Source organism: Mesorhizobium sp. B2-8-5 (assembly GCF_006440675.2).
Classification (GTDB): Bacteria; Pseudomonadota; Alphaproteobacteria; order Rhizobiales; family Rhizobiaceae; genus Mesorhizobium.
In genome coordinates this window covers 3,717,290-3,735,894 of record NZ_CP083951.1, presented here as the reverse complement: position 1 = coordinate 3,735,894, position 18,605 = coordinate 3,717,290, and the positions used below count along the sequence as shown (strand labels likewise).

The following is an 18,605-nucleotide window of genomic DNA, read 5'->3' as shown; positions in this document are numbered from 1 at the left end:
CCGCGCAATTCACAGGATGAGCATGGGTCACAACCGTGTTCAAACCATTCGTTAGAAATGGCTCGCTCGGATCGAACCAGCGTTATTTGCCTCCACAAGTCCTAGCTAGGTGATGCTCGTTTAGGGCGGACTGTCGAGCCACGCGACGCGTTGGCCTTTCCGCCTATACCAGCTCTCTGGGGCAGTTACTGGGCCCGCGATGGCGCGCCCTCTGGCGGAAGCGCCGGCACGATCGGGCCCACCGGGTGCTCAGATTGGACGCGTCAGGCTGCCGGACCGACTGCCCCAGCCTTCGGCCAGAGCAAGCAGAATTTCTCGCGTAGAACCGCGCTAGGCCGCAAGCTCACAGCTGAATTGGCGATAACCGTTGGCGCGAAGCTCACAAGAAGGACAGTTTCCACAGCCCCAGCCCCAGACGTGCTGCTCTGTTCGGTTACCATTATAACAGGTATGTGTTTTATCAAGTATGAGGTTGACCAAAACTTTGCCCCCAAGAACATCTGCCATCCGCCAGGTTTCGGCTTTGTCGATCCACATTAGCGGCGTGTGAACGACGAAGCGGTGGTCCATGCCAAGATTGAGCGCGAGTTGCATCGCCTTCATGGTGTCGTCGCGACAATCGGGGTAGCCAGAGTAGTCTGTCTCGCAAACACCCGTTACTATATGGCGTGCCCCGCGGCGGTAAGCGACCGCTGCCGCAAAAATCATGAAAAGCAGATTGCGCCCCGGGACAAACGTGTTGGGAAGGCCATTTTGAAGCATCGCAATTTCGACATCGCGTGTGAGCGCCGTGTCGCTGATTTGCCCAAGAACAGTGACGTCAATCACACGATCCTCGCCCAGTTTCTTGTCCCAAGACGGAAAACTTTGGCGAATTGCTGTCAATACCTCAGGACGAATATCGAGTTCGATGCGATGACGTTGACCATAGTCGAACCCGATCGTTTCGACATATTCAAAGCGTTCTAATGCCCAAGCAAGACACGTAGTTGAATCCTGGCCGCCGGAGAACAGGACGATTGCCTTTGACTCTTCCATGATGCCATCTCACCCTTCGTATTCAGCCCAGCAGTCAGGCGTCTCGTAGACGACAACAGCAGACGTCTGCGGCACCGCAGGCTTGATGCGATTCCATATCCAAATTGCAATGTTTTCTGCAGTGGGGTTTTCCAAGCCTTCGACATCGTTGAGACAATAATGGTCGAGTTGAAGGAGCAATGGATTGAAGGCGGCCTCCACGTCGAAGAAGTCGACGACAAAACCGGTGTGATCGTCAACGGGTCCCTCGAGGCGGAGCTCAATTCTATAGGAATGGCCATGCATGCGGTGGCAGCGGTGTGTCAACGGCACATGTGGCAACCTGTGGGCAGCCTCGAATGTGAATGCCTGAGTTATCTTCATCTGATTCCAAGTTGTTTGTGAGTTTGAAGGCTGAGTTGCCAGCGCGGGTTGGCAAGGCAATAGGCGACCGCGTCGTGCGTATTCGAGATGCGATCAGGCCCATCCATTGGCTGGAGGAGGAAATGGTCGAAGGCCAGAGCTTCGAAGCGTTCGGGCTCTGCACCCATCTGCGGAAATACCAACTTGAGTTCATTTCCGCTCTTAATCGCGATTTCAGTGCCTGCCTTTGGGCTGACGCAGACCCAGTCGATCCCTGAGGGTGGCATGAGCGTGCCATTGGTTTCGACCGCGATCTCGAATCCCTTATGGTGCAACGCGCCGATGAGAGATGGGTCGACTTGAAGGAGTGGTTCGCCGCCTGTTAAAACGACGAACCTTCGCTGCGACAATGAGTTTGACCATTTCGCCTCGATAGCGCTTGCCAAGTCATGGGATGTTGCAAAACGACCGCCGCCGTCGCCATCCGTGCCCACGAAGTCGGTATCACAAAACTGACATATGGCTTTCGGGCGGTCGGCCTCCCTTCCGGACCAAAGGTTGCATCCGGTGAAACGGCAAAAAACGGCCGCGCGGCCGGCCTGACGGCCTTCGCCTTGGAGAGTGTAGAAAATTTCCTTAACTGCGTAGCTCATCGTTAGCCTGCCGCCCTATCGAGGAGTGGGGTCGGCGCCGCCTTGCGCCTCTGGCGCTGATCCGCCTTCACGACGCCGACGAGATAATGTTTCAGGAGTGAGATATCGCGATTGACGTTTTGGAGAGCGTTCCAGCCTCGAACCTCCCCGCCCAACTCCCATTTACCTTCGGTCCAAGCGGTTTTGCCCCTGAGACATTGGAGGCCATCTTGAAAGTCGCTGACGGTGCGAGCGCTCCCGCGCTGCGCCAACACTTCCATGACATCGCCCATCGCCTGAATGCCAGCGCCATGTAACAGGCGCGACGAACTGGGGTTATGGCCATGCCAGGCTTCGGGAAACGCTCGCTTCACTCCGTCGAAGAAATTCGAGACAAGTCGGACACAACTCGTTTCACCGTCATGCGATTTAATCAGTTCGCGCATCACGCCGTTTGCGAGGGATTCCATGATTATTTTCTGAATAACCGTGTCGGCGATGATCCCGCCCGGGGATGTGTGCTGTTTGATGTAGCCTTTCAGTGCGGTATTCTCGAAGTTGAGGCGCGCAGTCAGGTTCGCTGCCATAGACCGCCGGCTAAGGCGCGGCGGCAAGTCGTCCACTGTCGGCAGCAATTCGTAGATAAGGGACTTAGGTAGCGGTCGCGTGTTGTTGATGAGGACGAACTGGCGCCGTAGTTCTGCATCATCACGACAGATGAGTGCAGAAACAAAGACCTGGAAGTCGCGGTCAACTTGGGCAAGTGCTGACAGTCGTTGCTGGCCATCTACGACCAGCCCTGGTGCACCCACACTCACATCGATTGTGAGTTGAGCGGCCCCGTTGCCAAGATCATCAATTTCGACGCGATCAGTGAACGCGACCACAATCGGGTTGGGGAGCACAGCATTTGGCTTTTCGAGATAGTCGCGAATTTCTCGAATGTGGGCTGCAACCTGTGGCCGCTGAAACCCACTGAGTTCACCCTGCTCGTTGCGGCCAATGCGCTCGATCGACGCAAAGCGTAAAACGTCAGTCGCCCTAGCTGCAAAGGTGAGCACCTGATGCTCAGCACTCTGCTGCGCACAGACGGCGAGATATTTCATCGGTTCGTTTGACAGCACGCTTCAAATCCAATCGTTCAATATGATTCTTGTAGACAGCGAGATTGTGAATCCCGCGGCGTTTGTTGCGATTGCTGCCGCGGAATATGATTACCTCGACCGATGTGGCCGCGCATATCGCGCAAGGACATTGCCGCCATGGCCGTTCCGACAAGGTTTCCCGATAGCGCTTCGCAAGTTGCAAAAGTGCTGGACTGTTTTGGCAGTCTTCGAAAGGCTTTTCTTCAAACAGCGGGGCGCTGTAAACAAGAACACTATGTAGCGCCTCATCAAGATCGGCTTCGCCCCGATCGAAGGCTCGGAGCGATCCAAGCGCCGCCACTTCCATTCGGACCAAATCCTCGGCGCGGAACGTTCCCCTTTTCACGCTTCGCTGAAGCCTAGGATTTTCGATCGCCTGCGGCACTCGGATCGACGTGAAGTACCGCAACGCGAGACCGTCGCCCGGTAGATAATAGTTTTTCTTAGCGTCCTTGAACGCTCGTATCAGCGGCGATGTCGTATCAAAGCTGGCGATGTCGTAACCATGGAAGCTGTCGATATCGTCAGCCTTAGCGAAACCCAGAATATGAAGCTTGGTTGAGGCTGGCACGGCGGCGCGAATAGCCTCTAGGCAAATCTTGATCTCTGGTGACTTGAGCGGAACCATGCCGCCGATTGCAAGATACTCATATCCCATCGTGACGAGCCGTCGCGCGGCTTCCGCCATACTGCCTGGTGACCATCCTTGAACGACCCCCAGTGGCGTGAAACTCGCACCTATCTGTTCAACTTCACGAAGAAATTGATCGGCGTTCTCAAGCGTTATGTCGAACCGTTGCTTAGCATCAACGGACCCGCCTTCCATCCCGACGACAGCGGGGTAGAAGTCGAATATGACATGGTCAACGGAACAGCCGTGAGTGAAGCCGCACTCGTCATAAAACTCGGCCATTTCTGCCGGCGTATACGGCGGACGGTCTTCGTTGACGTAAGTGAAGGCGCCACAGTCGCCGAATATGTCGAGGTGTGTGAACTCTGGCCTGTCGAGGCGGAGAAATTTGCGGACACCAACCAAGCCAAAGCGCCGCGCCTGGCTCGCCGTGTATTTGCCCTTCACACGATGGTCTCCAACAATACCGCGCGAAACCAGCACTCCATCATAAGGCGCATAACCCAAGATCTCGTGCGGATAAGCGTCGTCCCAATAGGGCTGTCGCTCTGCCGGACTGCGATCCGCTATGAAGTCGAACGCAGGGTCTACATAGTCCAGGCTGTCAGCAAAAATAAACTTCATGCAACGCCTCGCGCGAGGTCACGCTCGAGGTGCATCAGGTGATCACTGAGTTTGCTGATGTGCTGAGACGTTGACTGGATATCGTTCCAGTCCATGCCGAGGCCCTTCCAAGAACCGCTCGTCCACGCGCAATGCGGGGCGAGTCGCTCGAGCGTAGCACGAACCGCCGCTACGCGATCGGACACACCATCGGTCCGAAGCATAATAGGGTCCATCAAGGCGCCCATTGCACGTATACCTGCGCTGTGCATAAGACGGCTCTCAACCGGAGGCCTTCCCCAAGCGTCAGGGAACGTATCCCGAACCGCACACCAGTAGAGCAACAGAGCCTCATACATTGCCTCTGTATCGTTGCCGCGTCCGTTATGTTTAAATTGGCCGAGCGCCCCAGCTGGCGTTTTGAGACTCATGCGCATCGTTTCGATGAGCGAATTGTCGGTGACAATGCCGACCTTATCCTTGCCGTCAGATTCGCGGCGGATCAACCCGTAGAATGGCGAACTCGGATCTGTATTGAGCGCCTCGCAAAGCGCACTTGGCAACTGACGCGCTGCGAGGTCACGCGGTAGAAGAACGCTGACCTCCGGAAGCAACTCATTTATCAAACGAGTGGGAAGCGGTTTCGCTTTGTTGACCAGAATGAATTGCTCTCGTTGCGTTGCCAGGTGTGCCGACACGAAACCGACGACCGGGACCGCAATCGACCGATCCCTCGCCTCCGCAAGTGCAAGTGAGCGTTGCTGACCATCGACGATCCACGCCGCTCGTCGTCCTTCCGGATATATCGGTATCGACAGCGTGCCAGCGTCACCCACCTCACAAATGTTTCCGGGTGCTCGCCCGCGCGCCGACGCAAATTCCACCTCGGGCGCCATTGCGAGAATAATGGCATTCGGAAAGAGCACCGCACCGCTGTCCAGAAAGGCGGTAATCTGCTTCACATGTTCACGAATCACGCCGCGCTGGAATCCCTTGAGTTCTTGCTCCTCGCGGCGGATACGACTGATATCGGCGATGCGAGTGATGTCAGAGCCTTGAAGAAAGAACGCGAAAACCCCGGTCCCACCTTGTTCCGCACGAACGGCCCGAATTTTTAGATGGTCCACTGCAGTCATGAACGTTCCGCACCAACTTCGCGCACCAGCCCTGCCAATCTGCCCTGTTCGCAGGCGATATTTAGCTCGTCTCGGAACAGCCGCAGAAGGCGCGCAGTGCTACCGTTTGCCATAATCCAATGTTCATTGATCAGACGACGTATCGCGTCATCGTCACAGCGGTCCCGCTGAACCCTTGTCGGATATCGCCAATCCCGTAGCATGGCAGTGACGTTCAGGGAGTCAGTTGCCGCGTCATTGTTATCGAAAGCAATGTGTACATGCTCAACGAAGTGCCGAAGGGCCCGCGAGGCAAAGTCACTGCGCGTGCCTCGCATCGTGCTATCAGGTCCATCGAGCCGATCGTCGTACGGCATCACGAAGCCTCGCAACGCGGGTGCAATTCGCTCTAATGGTGTGTGAGTAAAAATTCGAAGCCGGCACCGATCTGTCGCCGACAACTCCACCAACTCCCTGCTAATCATATCAAGGTAAGCGTCAGAAAGCGCTGCGCACACCAGACCGTCCGATTGCGAAATTATGTGCCGCAAAACTTCTGAAAATGGCGAGAACCGGCTCAGTTCTTTCCACCATACAGACCGGACAAAGCTGCCTTTGACACGCGCCGCGATACTGTCGTCGGCATCGAGCAAGACCGTACACGCATAAGACGGAACTTCAGTCGAGGCACTGATGAAGCCCAGACCAGCCGAGACCACGTACAACTGCGCGTCCATGGCTGCAGCTGCCGCAGTCGCCTCCTTGAAAGCTCGCCCCCCATAAAGTTGCGCGGCCGGGAATCTAGGCTTGGCCGTCGCAAGACGATCACACCATCGGCTCGCCAGGTCGGGCAAATTCGCTTGCGGAAGGGACGCCACACGGAGGTTGCCCGTGACCGGTTTGCGTTTGCGGTTCGTACAAGCCGTAATCACCAGCGCCACAAAATACCATCCACATGAGCCATTGGTCGGCATTAATGCATAGGAACTCGAAAGCCGTTTGGCTACATTAAATCGTAATTTCCCCCGCGAAAATGGTATCATAAATGCTCATCGAGGAGCCTGTGAAAAAGCCACGCAGTTTTTCAAAAGCCCACTAGACCGCCGCCGCTCAAACTGACTCTGGGCAACCGCTCACGCACGATTCAAAGGTGAGTCAAAGCGAGCACAGGCGCGTTGGCATGGCCACGCCCCCCCAGCAAGCAAGACTTCTCTGTCCTGCTTTTGACCTCGACAGATGCTTTTTTACCTCGTTCCGTGGCAGGCCTGGAGACGTGATTGGGTTCCTAAAGTTTCCGTAACAATTGGTCTTGGCCTCCATTATTGAGCCGGTATATGAATACTGGGGAAATATAGGATGGGGGGTTAAAGTGGTCGCTGACCCAGAATGGACAGAGCGTGCCGACAAGCGGGGCCTTGACCCCCTTGGCATGCAGAATGCGGGTGTCGCCCTCTATCAGTCGCTGCTGCCCGGGATCAGCAACGTGACGTTGAGGATGAGGTACTACGGCTACTATTGTTGGGTGAGCGACACCTACGCCCGAACGGATGCGTCGAACGATTTTGCCACGTGGCGCACCTGGGTGCGGCGAGCCGAGGCCCTTTACGCGCTCGTATCTGCATATGCGACTGGCGAAGGCGGTGTGGGTGGCGTGGATTGGGCGAATCGGAGGTTGGCTTTCGAAGAGGATGTCATCGACTTTGCAGAGGCGGCGTCGAACGATGCCAACGCAGTGCATTACCTGCGCCAGTCGCTCGGTGTGTTCGGCGGCGCCTACTACACCCAGATGGTCGAGGTCGGGCTTTTTCGCCAGGGCAACCACGGCATCCAACGGGCGACCAACGGGGCCGGCAGAGCGGCGGCCACTGCCTTCCGGGCCTCAATAGGCCCAAAGGTCGAGAGGCTGCTCCTTGAAACAATCAAATCGGCTCGCGTAACACCCGCGCAGTTGGATCGCCTTAATCCCATCAGACCTTCCGAAATTCCGGAACACTCCTCGGAGCGCGATATCTATGAGCGGCTGCTCTTCTCGCCGCTAGAGGCCACGGAAAGCGACGCGAGCCGGGCCGCTTCACTGAGACTTATCCTCATGACGGCGCGGGCATTGCGCGCTCGCCCCGACGCCGCCGCGATCCGGTGGCATCTGTTCGCTGCCCCGTCGGCCGACGACGAAGCTCTCAGTCGGCAACAGGCTCGCTGGGAGGCGTACCATTGCCAAGATCTGTTGCAGATCGCGGCTGCCTCGCTCCTGGAGTGGGCGACCGACCTCATGGGTGAGGCCGATGCCGGGCGCACGCTGGCGGAGATAGAGGCCCTGGTGCGGGAGCGGCTCGCCGCGTCAGTGGAGCGTGACGCCGACGTGTCATGGTCGCAATTCAGGATCGACGTCGATCCCTACGATTACGACTACCTGGGAGCATGGTCGCAACTCACCAGCCGCCGCGGCACCGCGGAACAGAAGGTCTGGGATGCCATCGGGCTCATGGCTGCTCTCGATCGGCGGATCACGGCGCGCTCCGATCTCTATGGGGCGGCTCGACGCGAGTTGGCTGGACATGGCAACGGACGTTCGATTCTGACCGAACTCGCTTGGATCGCACGGCGCGAACATGAGCCAGTAGGAGAATTGATCGCATCTTATGTTGTAGAGCGTGTCGTCCGACGGCACAGCTGGGTCGCAATGCAAAAACTCCGCCAACAACGCGACTACACCTTCCTGTTCGAGGTGGGGGACGGCCGCCTGGTCCGGCGCAGCGGATACGCACCAGTGCCGACCACGCCTCGGCTTGGCCCCGCCGTGCAATTTCTCGAGGACATCGGCCTAATCGACGAGAATGGTCCAACGCCTCGAGCCCATGCATTGCTCGGAGCAACCCCGTGAAGTACCCGGATCGCATGGGACGGCGGGGCACCGGTTCGCGACCGTTCCACACCGTGATATCGATCACTTTCTCGATCGAGTTCGCCGCCTACGAGCAGATCATGCTTCCGCAGCTAATGACCAGCGGCGCTACCAACCTCCTCGTCATCGCGGACGAGCGGATGGTGTCGATGTCGCTGTCCGACGGCTCCCAGTTGCCGGTCCAGTTGGGGCGCGACTACGAACTGTTCTCTCCTCCGGTCACGGCGGGAGTCTTCCATCCGAAGATCGTGCTGCAGATTGGGCGGCGGGCTGGCCGGCTCTTCGTTGGATCGGCGAACATCACCGCTGCAGGCTTGGCGGGCAACGTGGAGGCCATAATCGAGCTCGAATGCCAAGACGAGGCCGGTCCAGAGCGGGAGATTGTACGCTCGGCATGGCGCTATCTTCAGAGCCTTGTTCCAAGCGACGTCGGGGCAGCGCGCGACGCTATCGATTGGGCATTCGACCGTGCGCCGTGGCTCCTCGGCCCGGAGCCCGATCCCATCCAGCAGTTGGAGGACGGATCGGTCATCGCTTTCCTCTCGAATGATGGCAACGAAGGCATCGGGAGACGCTTCGCCGACCTGGTAGGGAATGAAGCGGTCGAACGGCTCGTCGTTGCCAGCCCGTACTGGGACAATGGCCTTTCCGCCTTAGGCGCGCTTATGAGGTCGCTCGAAGCTGAGACCACTTCGATCCTTCTCGACTTAAGTCAGCATGAGTTCCCGATCGACGCCTCCGCGCCATCCGACCTCCAATTCCGGGAGTTGCCGAGGGAACTGCACGGACGGTTTGCTCATGCCAAGGTCGCAATCGCTACGACCGCCACGCACGATCACGTACTTGTCGGCAGTGCCAATTGCACAGAAGCGGCATTGGGGCGCGGCCGGGCCGTCGGCACAAACGCCGAAGCCTGCATCTATAGGAGGCTTCCACGCAACAAGGCGGTCGAAGCTCTCGGTCTGGACGCCTGCTTGGAGGACGATCCACTCGATGCGGAAGACATAAAACAGGGCGAGGCCGCTCCGCCCATTCCACTCGAGAAAATCGCATCTTTGAGACCCGGTTCGTTCGAACTCGAGGGGGACAGACTTGTTTGGTCGCATCTGGCCGGCATCGGCGGGTCTGGCTCGCTGCGCCTTCTCGATACGAACGCGGTGGAGATCGGGGCGATACCCTTCGACCCCATCGACGGCGAAGCGCCGCGCTCCTTCCGGGCCACAATAGAAAACCCGGAACGGATCAGCTTCGTTGTCGTCACAGCGGAAGGGTTCGTCTCTAATCCGGCCCACGTGACCCATCGTTCCATGCTTCGCAGACGCAGGCGTGAGGCCGCCAGCGGCGCCGTTGCAAAGGCCGTCGCGATATTCGACCGCGGCGAGGACTTCGACCTCCGGATGCACCAGGCGTTCGACGAGTTGGCGCGCGCCGACCTCACTGACCGCAAACACGTCCATGTGACCGCATCTCGCCCCCGACCGACCAGCGTAGCTCCGGAGCAGCAATTCGCTCATCTCACCTACGAAGAGTTTATGGAGACCCGGTCACCAGACAACCGGGGTGACGGCCAACGCGACAGCACCCTAGTGGGCATGCACTCGGACAGTATTCGTGGCTTCTTAAACGTGCTCGTCGGTCGAGCGGCCGAGGGCGCGAAAGTCGACGATCCGTCCGGCGATCACGGATGGATGGAACTCGGCGATGAGGATGAGGATCGGGAACTCGACGCGACGACTCGAAAGGCTGAAGTCAAGGCTGCGGATGCTCCCGACGACGAGGTGGGTGCAGCGGTCGACGCCAGGATGTTCGAGAGGATGGTGCAGGCGTACGCTTCCAATATCAGGTCCAACAAGGGACCGCTCGGCTCCAGCGACGTGCTCCGACTGAGGTTCTGGCTGATGCTGCTGCTGCAAAAGGCGCGACATGCAAAATTGCCGATGGGCCTCGAGGCAACTGTCGAAGAGACGGGTTGGCCGAGGATGGCCTTGCGTGTAATCGCCGCGTTCTTCTGCGGAAAGGGGCCGCCTGTCACTCGCCTCATGATTTCACGCAAATACACGGAGATGCCGATCGACTTCCTTGAGAGTTGGACCACGGTGCTGTGGAGCTTGGATGCAATCGATGCGTCGGTTGCGGCTTCGCCCAGGAACCGTCAGTTCCTCATATACGTTCAGAAGCTTCGGGCAGAGGTGCTCAAGATACTAGGGCTGACGTCTTCAGAACTGATGAGCAACACCATGGTCGAATTGAGACAGGCGCTGGATCGCACCGTGGGGACTCGACTGGGGTGCCAAATAGGCATCGTGGCACAATGAACCTAATGGCGGCTTTCAGGATTGGTCCTTTGATCTCCGTCGCCCGACGCTCGGTAAGGCGCGTCTCATAGGGGCCCCACAATCGATCCCGCCCCCTGTCGTCGGCAAACCCCCGGCATGCCGGGTACCGGCGCGCTACACGTTCCTCGGATAGAGCCGAGCCGTCTCAGCCGGCGTGAGATGGGCGAGCGCAACGAGCGTCGGGCCATCACGGCGAAACACCATTACGGTGCGTTTGCCTTCGACCATGCCCTTAAAGTCTGCATGGGTGCGTTGCCAGACCTCGTCGAGCGCCTCGGGCTTCGCGATCAGGTGTGGCTTATGCCCGGCAGGATGAAGAGCCGCAAAGCTCTCCGTTTGTGCGTGGATGGGTATGCCGACCATATCGGCGTCATCTTCTGGTGCCCGCGTTAACACTAAGCGGAGGATGTCGGCCACGATTATCGCCTCCTGGTTGAACGCCAAGAGATAATCGCCAACGCGCTGAAAGACTATTTCCGCCATAGTCGCCCTCGCTACCATCGCGAACCAAGCGGAGTTCGCATGGTGGGCACGTCGGGCGCATCTGGTCGGGCACACGTATCCGGGGCCAGCGTTGGCGACGGCTCGGGATCAGCTTCATGTCGAGTCGTTAGCTTGTTGCTCTTGGAGGCAAGCATTCTTGATACTGCGGTCGGAGTGTACCGCGTTCCGGCGGTCGACACGAAACCTTCGTATTCCAGGGCTTCCGCGATTTCAGCGAGGGTCCGCCGCTTGCCATGGACCGAGTAACGATGCAGCTTTTTTGCGAGCGCGATCATTTTCGGTCCGCCGTCAATTTCTGCATAGTTTTTGCGGCCGCCAACCTTCCTACCGGTCGCCATCCGCTTGCGCTCGCGGGCCCCTCGCAGCTTTTCCACGAGCATCGCCTTCTCAAATTCGGCAACCGCACCCAGAACCTGCCTGATCAAGTTTGCCGTCGGCGTGTCGGCCACGAAGCTCTCAGGGCTGTCGACGGCAATCAAATCGATGCCGCGCGCCTTGAGCATCTCGTATCCCGTCTCCTGAACGATGAGGTCTCGTGCGAACCGTGAAGCTGTCTCGACTAAGATGACACGCACACCGTTCGAGAGCAGGCGCTCCAACATCGCCGAGAAGCCAGGTCGGGCGGTCACCGCGTCTGCGCCGCTGACGGCCGCATCATAGTATGTTTCGACAATTTCCAGGCCAGCGGATCGGGCGTATAGATCGACTGCCTCGCGCTGCCGCCTCTCGCTATCCTTGTCAGAACCGACATTGGCCGCTGACGAGGTGCGAAGATAGGCCACTACCTTCTTTAAAGCTTTGCTGTTCATGACTTCGAGCCACGCTTCGATATCATTTGCTTCAGCATTTGATAATTCCAAGCCGGAAAGTCAACATGGGATTTGGAAGAAGGGGTCAAATGGGGGGGCCCGGTCGCCATGGCGAGAACAGGCCTATTGCAGCCCTCCTGGCGCGAATTTGGCTTGCCACTCTTCAAGGCTCATCTGCTCAGTATCGCTGGGCTCGCGGAGTGGCTTGCGAATTGTTGTGGCGACTTCGGCTTTGTCGACGATCAGACCGAGCAGTTTGGCCTTGCCCATAACCGCAGCTACGCCTGCGGCCGGGTTCTTGCATGCCATAGCGAGTTTGCGCATGCTTTCAAGCTCGGCGACCAACTCATCGACCGTGATCTCCGAACGCCTTGCAGCCCCAGCCTGCAGCTCGGCAAGCCGGGCGGCGACCTTAGGATTTCTTAGAAGCTGGGAAGCGCTGACTTCAGCGGCATTACCACGCGCTGAATATCCAGCCTCGACGTACGCCCGAGATTGTGGAAGGCCCTCGGCCAACCAGAGGCAGAAACGTTCCTGTCGCGTATTCAGCTTATCAGCGCTCATGGCGGTATCATAATACCTTGACCTTCAGCCCATTGACAGTGTGGCGTGTCAATGGAGCCGGTCGATTTCTTCGAGATCAGCAGCGCACAAGACTTTGCCGTTGATGACGTAGAACGTGCTCCGCGCAAAGGCTTTCCGCCGTATCAAATCAGATTCGCGATTTAGCAATGGTTCATGCTCTTCGAGATCGTACGCGCCCAACACCCAGAACGGTAGGTCGTAAGTTTCCTCGCACGCCAGTTCATAATGGCCCGTGGGACCACCAACGGAGAGGGCAAGGATCGGGAACAAATCCCCAGATGCCGGGAGATTGACCTTTTCGATGCTGTTCTTGCGTTGGGGATGGTGAGTTTCCAGATAGCTGATCAATTTCTTGGCCTCGTCCGTCGTGAACAATTCATCGATCCAACACTGTGCGTACACATCGTCTGGCCGGTAGTTTGCAATCAGGTCGGGATACGGCGCAGGTGGTCGCTTACGCCCCCAGACGACCCAACGCATTGAGACGTCCTTGCAGCCCGCGAAATCCGGGATGATGGTCCTGAGTTTGAACAGGTTGATCTCTGCGGACACTCTTGCCGCCCGCTCAGGACCTTTCCGCCTCTGAGCACCTGCTATCTTCATCCGGGGGGTGGTGCACTTCATAACTATCTCCATAGTTTGCCGGATTCGCCGGACGTCGGTTGGGATTACCGGGGTGACCGCTTGGTGAGGCGGTTGTAGAGTTCTTGGTCTTCGATTTGCGGCAGGACGGGCTTTCGACCAATCGGGGCGATGGGCGGCGCGTGTTGCTTGCTGTCGCGGGCCCGTTGTGCTGGCGATGACGGTTGGCGCGCTACTAGCGAAGGCGCGCCGGGCGAGCCACCGTCTAGGTGGCTGCCCGAGCCTGGTGTCGCCAGTTCAGCGCCTTTGGCTTTCTGTTCGAAGGAAGGCCCGAGCATCGGGATTTCGATGAAGGAAGCACCGATCAGTGTGGCCGGCTGAGGATCGGAAATCGGTTCCTCTTCAAAGGACACAGATGCCGGCTTATCTAGCTTTGAACCAAACCCTTGCTCAACAGCCTCCACGCCAGTCCGGCGCGAGCGCCCGGCGTGTTCGTTATGTTTGTCCGCCGCCTGGCTGGCGGTTCGGGCAGCGCCTGTTGGCGGATCGGCCGACAATTCTGATCCGCCAACAGATGACGGAATGGGCGCCGCCAATGATCCGTCACCTACTGGCGGGGCATTATATGGCGGCACCCAGCTTGTATTCACTTTTATGATGCTGGTTTTTCGCGAACGCCGAGTGGTTTTGATCAGTTTCAACCGCTTGAGCAGTTGGATCGCTCGCTCGACCGCCCGAAGCGGCATCGCCATTTCCTCTGCCATCGTTTCTTGTGAAGCCCAGCACCCCACTCCATTACCGACGCGGGTCGCGATATAGAGCAGGACGTGCTTAGCCCGCTCGATATCTGCTGGCTCCTCTGGCTCCTGCTTTGGGATCGAGAGCTCGTGGACGAAGTTGATGTCGTTGAAGCTCATGGCAGCCGCCGGAGAGCATTCGCCAGTCGAATGGCCTGGATGGCTTCAACAGCGCTGAGGTAGAACGTCGTGCGCAGATACGGAACCAGAGGACGTGGCAGTTCGGTGGTCGCTGCCAGCCAGCGCACAGCCTCTTCAATCTGAGCAGGCGGCTGTCGGGTCGGTGCCACCTCAGGGTTCTGCGACCCGCTGTCCCTCACTTTGCTCACCGTCAGTTCCGCGAGAGGAGACGCGCGTCGACGCGCAGATTGATACGCGGCCCGCCATAGTGCCCGGGCGGGAAAAAGTGCCAGGCGGAGTCGTCCTTTGCTGTGTTTTCCGTGTTTGGTATCCAGCGCAGCCGGCGTGTCGGCTGCACAAGCGCGCAGCGGTCAACCAGTGCAGACGAGCGCAGGTTGAATAGCCATGGCGTGTCGCGCAGAACCCAGATTAGGAGGCCGAGCGTCAGCAGGTGCTTTAGAAGCGGTTCAAATGAAGACCATGACCAAGGCAAGTTGCCGATGATCATGTCTATGCCGACGATATCGGCTGACGTCAGAGACAGCGCGTCACGGCGGACGATCTGCGGATCACCGGGATCTAGGTCAATTGCCAGTTCGCAGATATGGCCATGCTCGGTCAAGCCGCGGATCAGAGCACCGTTTGCCGGCCGTTGGCTCAAGGTAGCGAATAGAGCGAGGAAGATGGAACAGCAGGGGCGGAAGCGCCATTGCGGGCGTGCTATAGAGATCTTTGGCGATGCGGGGGAAGTCGGAGCGGCGTCCCATGGCAAAGTCCTTCCGCAGATCGGGCTCTGCAGCACGATCTTGGTCAAGATTGTTTGTTGGGAGGTGAGGAACTACGAGTTCAAGGCGTTATTGCCTAGGGGCTTGAACTTCGCCTCGGGCATGGCTTTGAGGTAGCGATCCAACTCCTCGTACAGCAGGATCGTGCGGGAGCCCTTTTTGCGAACAACGAGCAGGCCGGCGCGCATGTCCTTGTAGAGCTGCGCACGGCACAGCCCAGTGTAGATCACCGCGCCCTTGACGTCGGTCGCGAGTTGGGGGCGGGTTGGTGCTAGGCTGGTTGAATCGTTGTTCGTGAGATGCTGGAACGACATGGTGTTGCCTCATATCAAAATTGAGCCAACAGCCACTTATGCCCACGCCTAGACGGGTGTAAACAAGACAAAATTCTGGATAAATCGATGCTCAGGCCGGCTGAAAAGCCAGCTACTACGGGTTCCACGAGTCCTCGGCTCGTTCATGCGCGTTCAATTGCGTACATTGATCAGGCATTTGTTTTGGAAAGATTTCCCCGATATTCACAGGGGGTCACCGCCGGGTTTCCTCACGTCGTTCGGCGCGGTTGATCTCCTGTTTACAACTGATCGGCGCGAAGCGGCACCACGTCCGTTCCCGGTTGGTCAGCCATCAGCGGAACGATTGCGCTTGCAGATAGCTCGTCGAGCAGGTCGACAATAGCCGACGCATAGTGGCGTTCAATCATCGTAGTGCTGGTGTCATGCAGGGCGGCCACGAGCCGAACAGGAAGACCTGCTCGAAGCTGGCGAACTATGGAGGAATGCCTCAAAGAGTAAGGCACGACTTCGCGCGAGAGGCCGGCGCTGGTGATGATGTCGAGCCAAGGCCGGGCGAGTTCGCTCGCTGCAACCCACGGACCACGAGCATCGCGAACCCATTGGGGCGGCCGAATGTCAGAGGCCTTTGTTTGAACATGGCGCCATCGTTGTAGCAAGCCTTCGCTACGCTGCTTTCCTGCAATCGCCGAGCGCAACTGATCGATGACATCGGTGCCAACTCTTATACCGACGTGCGTCGTCTTTTTTGTACCCCTGCCCTTACGGCTCGTCGGCACCATCAATCGGCTTTGTGGTATCTGAACATCGCCTACAGTCATCCGAGCGACTTGCGAAAAGCGGGCTCCGGTCGCGGACAGCACCAGCACCATGCGCAAAAGGTCGCCGTCCCAGCCCTGGTCGATATCGACCACCCTCGCCGCTTCGATTATGCGGCGGATATCTGCGTCGGGCAGAGCGGCCTGGTCGCGAGCAATAGGTGGCGCGGCCTCGCCAGCTGACAACCCATTCTTGATGACGACCGCCACATCAGCCGGAAGGCGGGAACGATTTTTGACAGCCGCGGCGTTGAGGGCGGCCTTGAGATCGTTGACCACCCGGCGAACAGTCGACACTGAAAGATCGGGCGGTCGACGGCTCCTCCATTGGTCAAAATGAGCCTCTTTCAAATCATGGAGCGCGACATCACAGACCGGATCCGACAACACGTGTCGGGAAAGCCTCAGCCGTGCATCGCCCCGCAACCTGCCTTTGCCCGCCACCGCACGTTCCCGCGTCGCTTGCAGTTCAATGTAGTTCTCCACGGCCGAACGCACTGTCGGCGCAGGGCCTTCCGCGGATGCTATCTCCCCTGCGTGCCACGAGGAGATCTTCGCCAGGGCAGCGCTCTTGGCCTGCTCATAGTCAAAAATGTTGACGCCATCCGCGTCCAAAAAATCATCCGCAATGCCAATCTGCTCAACGCGGTAACGTTTGTTACCGAGCGATTCAATCGCCTGCCAAACCCCTCCCCGCGGCTTTCTTTGGTAGCCGACAGCAACGGTTGGCCCGAGTGACCGACAATAGGGCTTCTTTCGCGGCTTGAGCTGCTTGCGCGCATTGCGCGTCGTTATCGCCGCTTCTGTCCTGGTTCGCGCCATGTGGCCTGTCCCGCCTCGAGAGTTGACCCGAAATCGGTCCCGAAATACACCCGCGGGCGCGAGAAGACAACCCTAGATATGCCACTCTAACTATCCAATGAATACAAATAGTTACGCTATACGCTGATAGACACGAGTAGACGATCAGCGATCCGCATAAGGCGAAAAGTCCGCTCTTTCACGGCGGTAACAGGGGTTCGATTCCCCTTGGGCGTACCAGTCTTTTCAAAGACATGTGAGGACCGTCGAGCGGCGATCAGGGGCCTAACGCTTGAGGATTATCTGAGGCAGAAGCTACCGACCGATCCGCTCAACAGCCAAATCGACAGTTTCATTTCTGTGTGCGATCGCTTCGATGAGCCTTTGGATAGCCTCACCGGAGGCGGCGCGGCTGGAAATTTCACTCCGGATCGGACCTTCATGCAATTGATGAAGCAGCGAGAAACCCTCCTGGGTTACATCCGAGGTTGGGTTGGCAAAGGCCTGGCCACATGGCAGCGGGGCCATCGTTTCACTTGCGCAATTCATCAGGACTTCTTGTCGCCGTCGGGATTTGGTGCCGGTGCCTCTCGTACGTCTCGCGGTGGCTTATCGACATGTTCAGGCTCTGGCGATCCTTCCTGATCGGGAACAGGGCCCTTTTTCTGGTCGGACTTCGGCTGCGGTTCTTTGACCTTGGTAGGCATATCGACGTAACTGGTTAACCCGCACTCTCGTTCCGCTTGCGGAGTGAAATTGCACGTACAGATGGCCGAGAGATGCCCATTGTACTCCCTCTCGACGGAACAGGCCTCGGACGTCTTGTTCGCTTCGGATTGGCAACCGACAGGAGGCGTCATGGAGCGCGGCCAGGTCTGGTTCATTGCGGCAGTCGGCGCGACAATGGGCTCTCGGGGGCAGAAACCCGCCGTTAACGCCATTCACGGCTGACAGGGTGTAGGCTCCCAACCGAAGGTGTAGCTTCTCCTCGCTCCCAACCGTGGAGGCAAGAATGAACTTGCTTCGGATAGCGCTGCCGTGCGCGGCGATGATTGGCCTGGCAGGCGCTTCGCCTGTTCGCGCCGACGATCAACCTGTCCAGCCGAATAGCCAGCCAGCGACGGAACCGTCGCCGGCAATTCATTGCGAGGGGCAAAATTGCCTGCCCCCGGCCGAGGATCCGGTCCTCGACTGCAAGGGCCCGGATTGCACGCCGGCTCCGGCGACTGACCAGACGCCTCCCCCGGAGATCCAAAAGGTCAAGTAAATGGCATCAGCCGGCGTCTGGGATTACGTGCAAGCCGGGAAAGCGGCGCTGGTCGCCGATCAATCCGGAACCATGGGCGCCGGCTCTTCGCACCGATAAACCATGCACCGACCGTCACTGGCCGGGACATAGTCGACCATCGGCACGTAGGGAGCATCGCACTCGTTGCCGAACTGGCGGACGTAGCGATCATAGGTGTTCGCTCCGGTGCTCAGCACCGCCGCATGCTGGCTCTGGATCAGCGCCTGGGTCTGCGCGCAGGTCATCTTGCGCGTGTCGGGCCTCGCATCGGCGAAATTTGTGGCGGCAACGATCATCGCTGCCGCGCAAAACGCAATCTTGCGTATGGGCATGGTGGCATCCTCGCAAAACATCGTATCGCCAAATTCGCATCTTGCGACGCCGCTCCGCAACAGCGGTGCGGTCACGATGCAGCGAGCAAAGCCTTGAAAAAGCGTTTGAAAGCCCGCGCCAAGGGTCTGGAATTGCCCGAGGACGAA

General features: G+C 58.4%; 18 protein-coding genes. 2 read left to right on the top strand and 16 right to left on the bottom strand.

All coding sequences use genetic code 11. The features are described from left to right. Positions 1-330: 330 nt before the first annotated feature. Genes queC through FJ430_RS18010 form a run of 7 tightly spaced genes read right to left on the bottom strand, consistent with a single transcriptional unit; the run spans position 331 to position 6,243 of the window. Positions 331-1,038: a 7-cyano-7-deazaguanine synthase QueC gene (gene queC / locus FJ430_RS18040; protein ID WP_140708026.1), complete on the bottom strand. Its 708-nt coding sequence runs from the start codon at positions 1,036-1,038 to the stop codon at positions 331-333. Between the two features lie 9 nt (positions 1,039-1,047). Beyond that, positions 1,048-1,401, bottom strand: coding sequence for a 6-carboxytetrahydropterin synthase QueD (queD, locus tag FJ430_RS18035; protein WP_140708029.1), 354 nt, complete (start codon positions 1,399-1,401; stop codon positions 1,048-1,050). Continuing rightward, the gene (queE, locus tag FJ430_RS18030) at positions 1,398-2,033 is read right to left on the bottom strand and encodes a 7-carboxy-7-deazaguanine synthase (RefSeq protein ID WP_140708031.1); all 636 of its coding nucleotides are present in this window, start codon (positions 2,031-2,033) and stop codon (positions 1,398-1,400) included. Before queE ends, queD begins: the two co-directional genes overlap by 4 nt. 2 nt (positions 2,034-2,035) lie before the next feature. Then, entirely contained in the window at positions 2,036-3,118 is a 1,083-nt protein-coding gene (dbpB, locus tag FJ430_RS18025) for a DGQHR domain-containing protein DpdB (RefSeq protein WP_140708033.1), read from the bottom strand. Next, positions 3,081-4,412 carry a tRNA-guanine transglycosylase DpdA gene (dpdA, locus tag FJ430_RS18020; protein WP_140708035.1) on the bottom strand — a complete coding sequence of 444 codons (1,332 nt, stop codon included), beginning with the start codon at positions 4,410-4,412 and terminating at the stop codon, positions 3,081-3,083. Before dpdA ends, dbpB (FJ430_RS18025) begins: the two co-directional genes overlap by 38 nt. Next, a complete protein-coding gene (gene dbpB, locus FJ430_RS18015; RefSeq protein ID WP_140708037.1) occupies positions 4,409-5,527 on the bottom strand; it encodes a DGQHR domain-containing protein DpdB in 1,119 nt (372 codons plus the stop codon). The genes dpdA and dbpB (FJ430_RS18015) overlap by 4 nt, the downstream gene beginning before the upstream one ends. Next, positions 5,524-6,243 (bottom strand): hypothetical protein, encoded by a 720-nt coding sequence (locus tag FJ430_RS18010; protein ID WP_140708039.1) that lies wholly within the window; start codon positions 6,241-6,243, stop codon positions 5,524-5,526. Before FJ430_RS18010 ends, dbpB (FJ430_RS18015) begins: the two co-directional genes overlap by 4 nt. A 632-nt stretch (positions 6,244-6,875) precedes the next feature. On the opposite strand from FJ430_RS18010, the gene FJ430_RS18005 reads away from it, so the two are divergent. Together FJ430_RS18005 and FJ430_RS18000 are read left to right on the top strand one after the other, a co-directional pair. After that, positions 6,876-8,387, top strand: a complete 1,512-nt coding sequence (locus tag FJ430_RS18005) for a hypothetical protein (protein ID WP_140708041.1) — start codon at positions 6,876-6,878, stop codon at positions 8,385-8,387. Then, positions 8,384-10,723 carry a hypothetical protein gene (locus FJ430_RS18000; protein WP_140708043.1) on the top strand — a complete coding sequence of 780 codons (2,340 nt, stop codon included), beginning with the start codon at positions 8,384-8,386 and terminating at the stop codon, positions 10,721-10,723. Before FJ430_RS18005 ends, FJ430_RS18000 begins: the two co-directional genes overlap by 4 nt. Before the next feature lie 135 nt (positions 10,724-10,858). Here FJ430_RS18000 and FJ430_RS17995 read toward each other — a convergent pair whose 3' ends face one another. From FJ430_RS17995 to FJ430_RS17955, 9 genes are all read right to left on the bottom strand, one after another. After that, positions 10,859-11,227, bottom strand: coding sequence for a hypothetical protein (locus tag FJ430_RS17995; protein ID WP_181175503.1), 369 nt, complete (start codon positions 11,225-11,227; stop codon positions 10,859-10,861). A gap of 11 nt (positions 11,228-11,238) precedes the next feature. Continuing rightward, the gene (locus tag FJ430_RS17990) at positions 11,239-12,057 is read right to left on the bottom strand and encodes a recombinase family protein (protein ID WP_140708047.1); all 819 of its coding nucleotides are present in this window, start codon (positions 12,055-12,057) and stop codon (positions 11,239-11,241) included. Between the two features lie 123 nt (positions 12,058-12,180). Continuing rightward, the gene (locus FJ430_RS17985) at positions 12,181-12,621 is read right to left on the bottom strand and encodes a terminase small subunit (protein WP_140708048.1); all 441 of its coding nucleotides are present in this window, start codon (positions 12,619-12,621) and stop codon (positions 12,181-12,183) included. A 48-nt stretch (positions 12,622-12,669) separates the two neighbouring features. Beyond that, positions 12,670-13,194: a hypothetical protein gene (locus FJ430_RS17980; RefSeq protein ID WP_140708050.1), complete on the bottom strand. Its 525-nt coding sequence runs from the start codon at positions 13,192-13,194 to the stop codon at positions 12,670-12,672. A gap of 116 nt (positions 13,195-13,310) precedes the next feature. Then, positions 13,311-14,141: a helix-turn-helix domain-containing protein gene (locus tag FJ430_RS17975; protein ID WP_140708052.1), complete on the bottom strand. Its 831-nt coding sequence runs from the start codon at positions 14,139-14,141 to the stop codon at positions 13,311-13,313. A gap of 211 nt (positions 14,142-14,352) precedes the next feature. Beyond that, a complete protein-coding gene (locus FJ430_RS17970) occupies positions 14,353-14,955 on the bottom strand; it encodes a hypothetical protein (protein WP_140708056.1) in 603 nt (200 codons plus the stop codon). A 24-nt stretch (positions 14,956-14,979) separates the two neighbouring features. Further along, on the bottom strand, positions 14,980-15,240 hold the full coding sequence (locus FJ430_RS17965; RefSeq protein WP_140708058.1) for a hypothetical protein: 261 nt from the start codon (positions 15,238-15,240) through the stop codon (positions 14,980-14,982). A 260-nt stretch (positions 15,241-15,500) separates the two neighbouring features. Further along, the gene (locus tag FJ430_RS17960; RefSeq protein ID WP_140708060.1) at positions 15,501-16,859 is read right to left on the bottom strand and encodes a tyrosine-type recombinase/integrase; all 1,359 of its coding nucleotides are present in this window, start codon (positions 16,857-16,859) and stop codon (positions 15,501-15,503) included. 1,305 nt (positions 16,860-18,164) lie between these two features. Continuing rightward, positions 18,165-18,458: a hypothetical protein gene (locus FJ430_RS17955; protein ID WP_140652393.1), complete on the bottom strand. Its 294-nt coding sequence runs from the start codon at positions 18,456-18,458 to the stop codon at positions 18,165-18,167. Positions 18,459-18,605 lie beyond the last annotated feature (147 nt).

Coding starts and splice junctions, on each gene's coding strand:
- FJ430_RS17990 (WP_140708047.1), bottom strand. CDS start 12,057: ATGAACAGCAAAGCTTTAAAGAAGGTAGTGGCCTATCTTCGCACCTCG.
- FJ430_RS17955 (WP_140652393.1), bottom strand. CDS start 18,458: ATGCCCATACGCAAGATTGCGTTTTGCGCGGCAGCGATGATCGTTGCC.
- FJ430_RS17965 (WP_140708058.1), bottom strand. CDS start 15,240: ATGTCGTTCCAGCATCTCACGAACAACGATTCAACCAGCCTAGCACCA.
- FJ430_RS17975 (WP_140708052.1), bottom strand. CDS start 14,141: ATGAGCTTCAACGACATCAACTTCGTCCACGAGCTCTCGATCCCAAAG.
- queE (WP_140708031.1), bottom strand. CDS start 2,033: ATGAGCTACGCAGTTAAGGAAATTTTCTACACTCTCCAAGGCGAAGGC.
- queD (WP_140708029.1), bottom strand. CDS start 1,401: ATGAAGATAACTCAGGCATTCACATTCGAGGCTGCCCACAGGTTGCCA.
- dpdA (WP_140708035.1), bottom strand. CDS start 4,412: ATGAAGTTTATTTTTGCTGACAGCCTGGACTATGTAGACCCTGCGTTC.
- dbpB (WP_140708037.1), bottom strand. CDS start 5,527: ATGACTGCAGTGGACCATCTAAAAATTCGGGCCGTTCGTGCGGAACAA.
- dbpB (WP_140708033.1), bottom strand. CDS start 3,118: ATGAAATATCTCGCCGTCTGTGCGCAGCAGAGTGCTGAGCATCAGGTG.
- FJ430_RS17985 (WP_140708048.1), bottom strand. CDS start 12,621: ATGAGCGCTGATAAGCTGAATACGCGACAGGAACGTTTCTGCCTCTGG.
- FJ430_RS18010 (WP_140708039.1), bottom strand. CDS start 6,243: ATGGACGCGCAGTTGTACGTGGTCTCGGCTGGTCTGGGCTTCATCAGT.
- queC (WP_140708026.1), bottom strand. CDS start 1,038: ATGGAAGAGTCAAAGGCAATCGTCCTGTTCTCCGGCGGCCAGGATTCA.
- FJ430_RS17995 (WP_181175503.1), bottom strand. CDS start 11,227: ATGGCGGAAATAGTCTTTCAGCGCGTTGGCGATTATCTCTTGGCGTTC.
- FJ430_RS17960 (WP_140708060.1), bottom strand. CDS start 16,859: ATGGCGCGAACCAGGACAGAAGCGGCGATAACGACGCGCAATGCGCGC.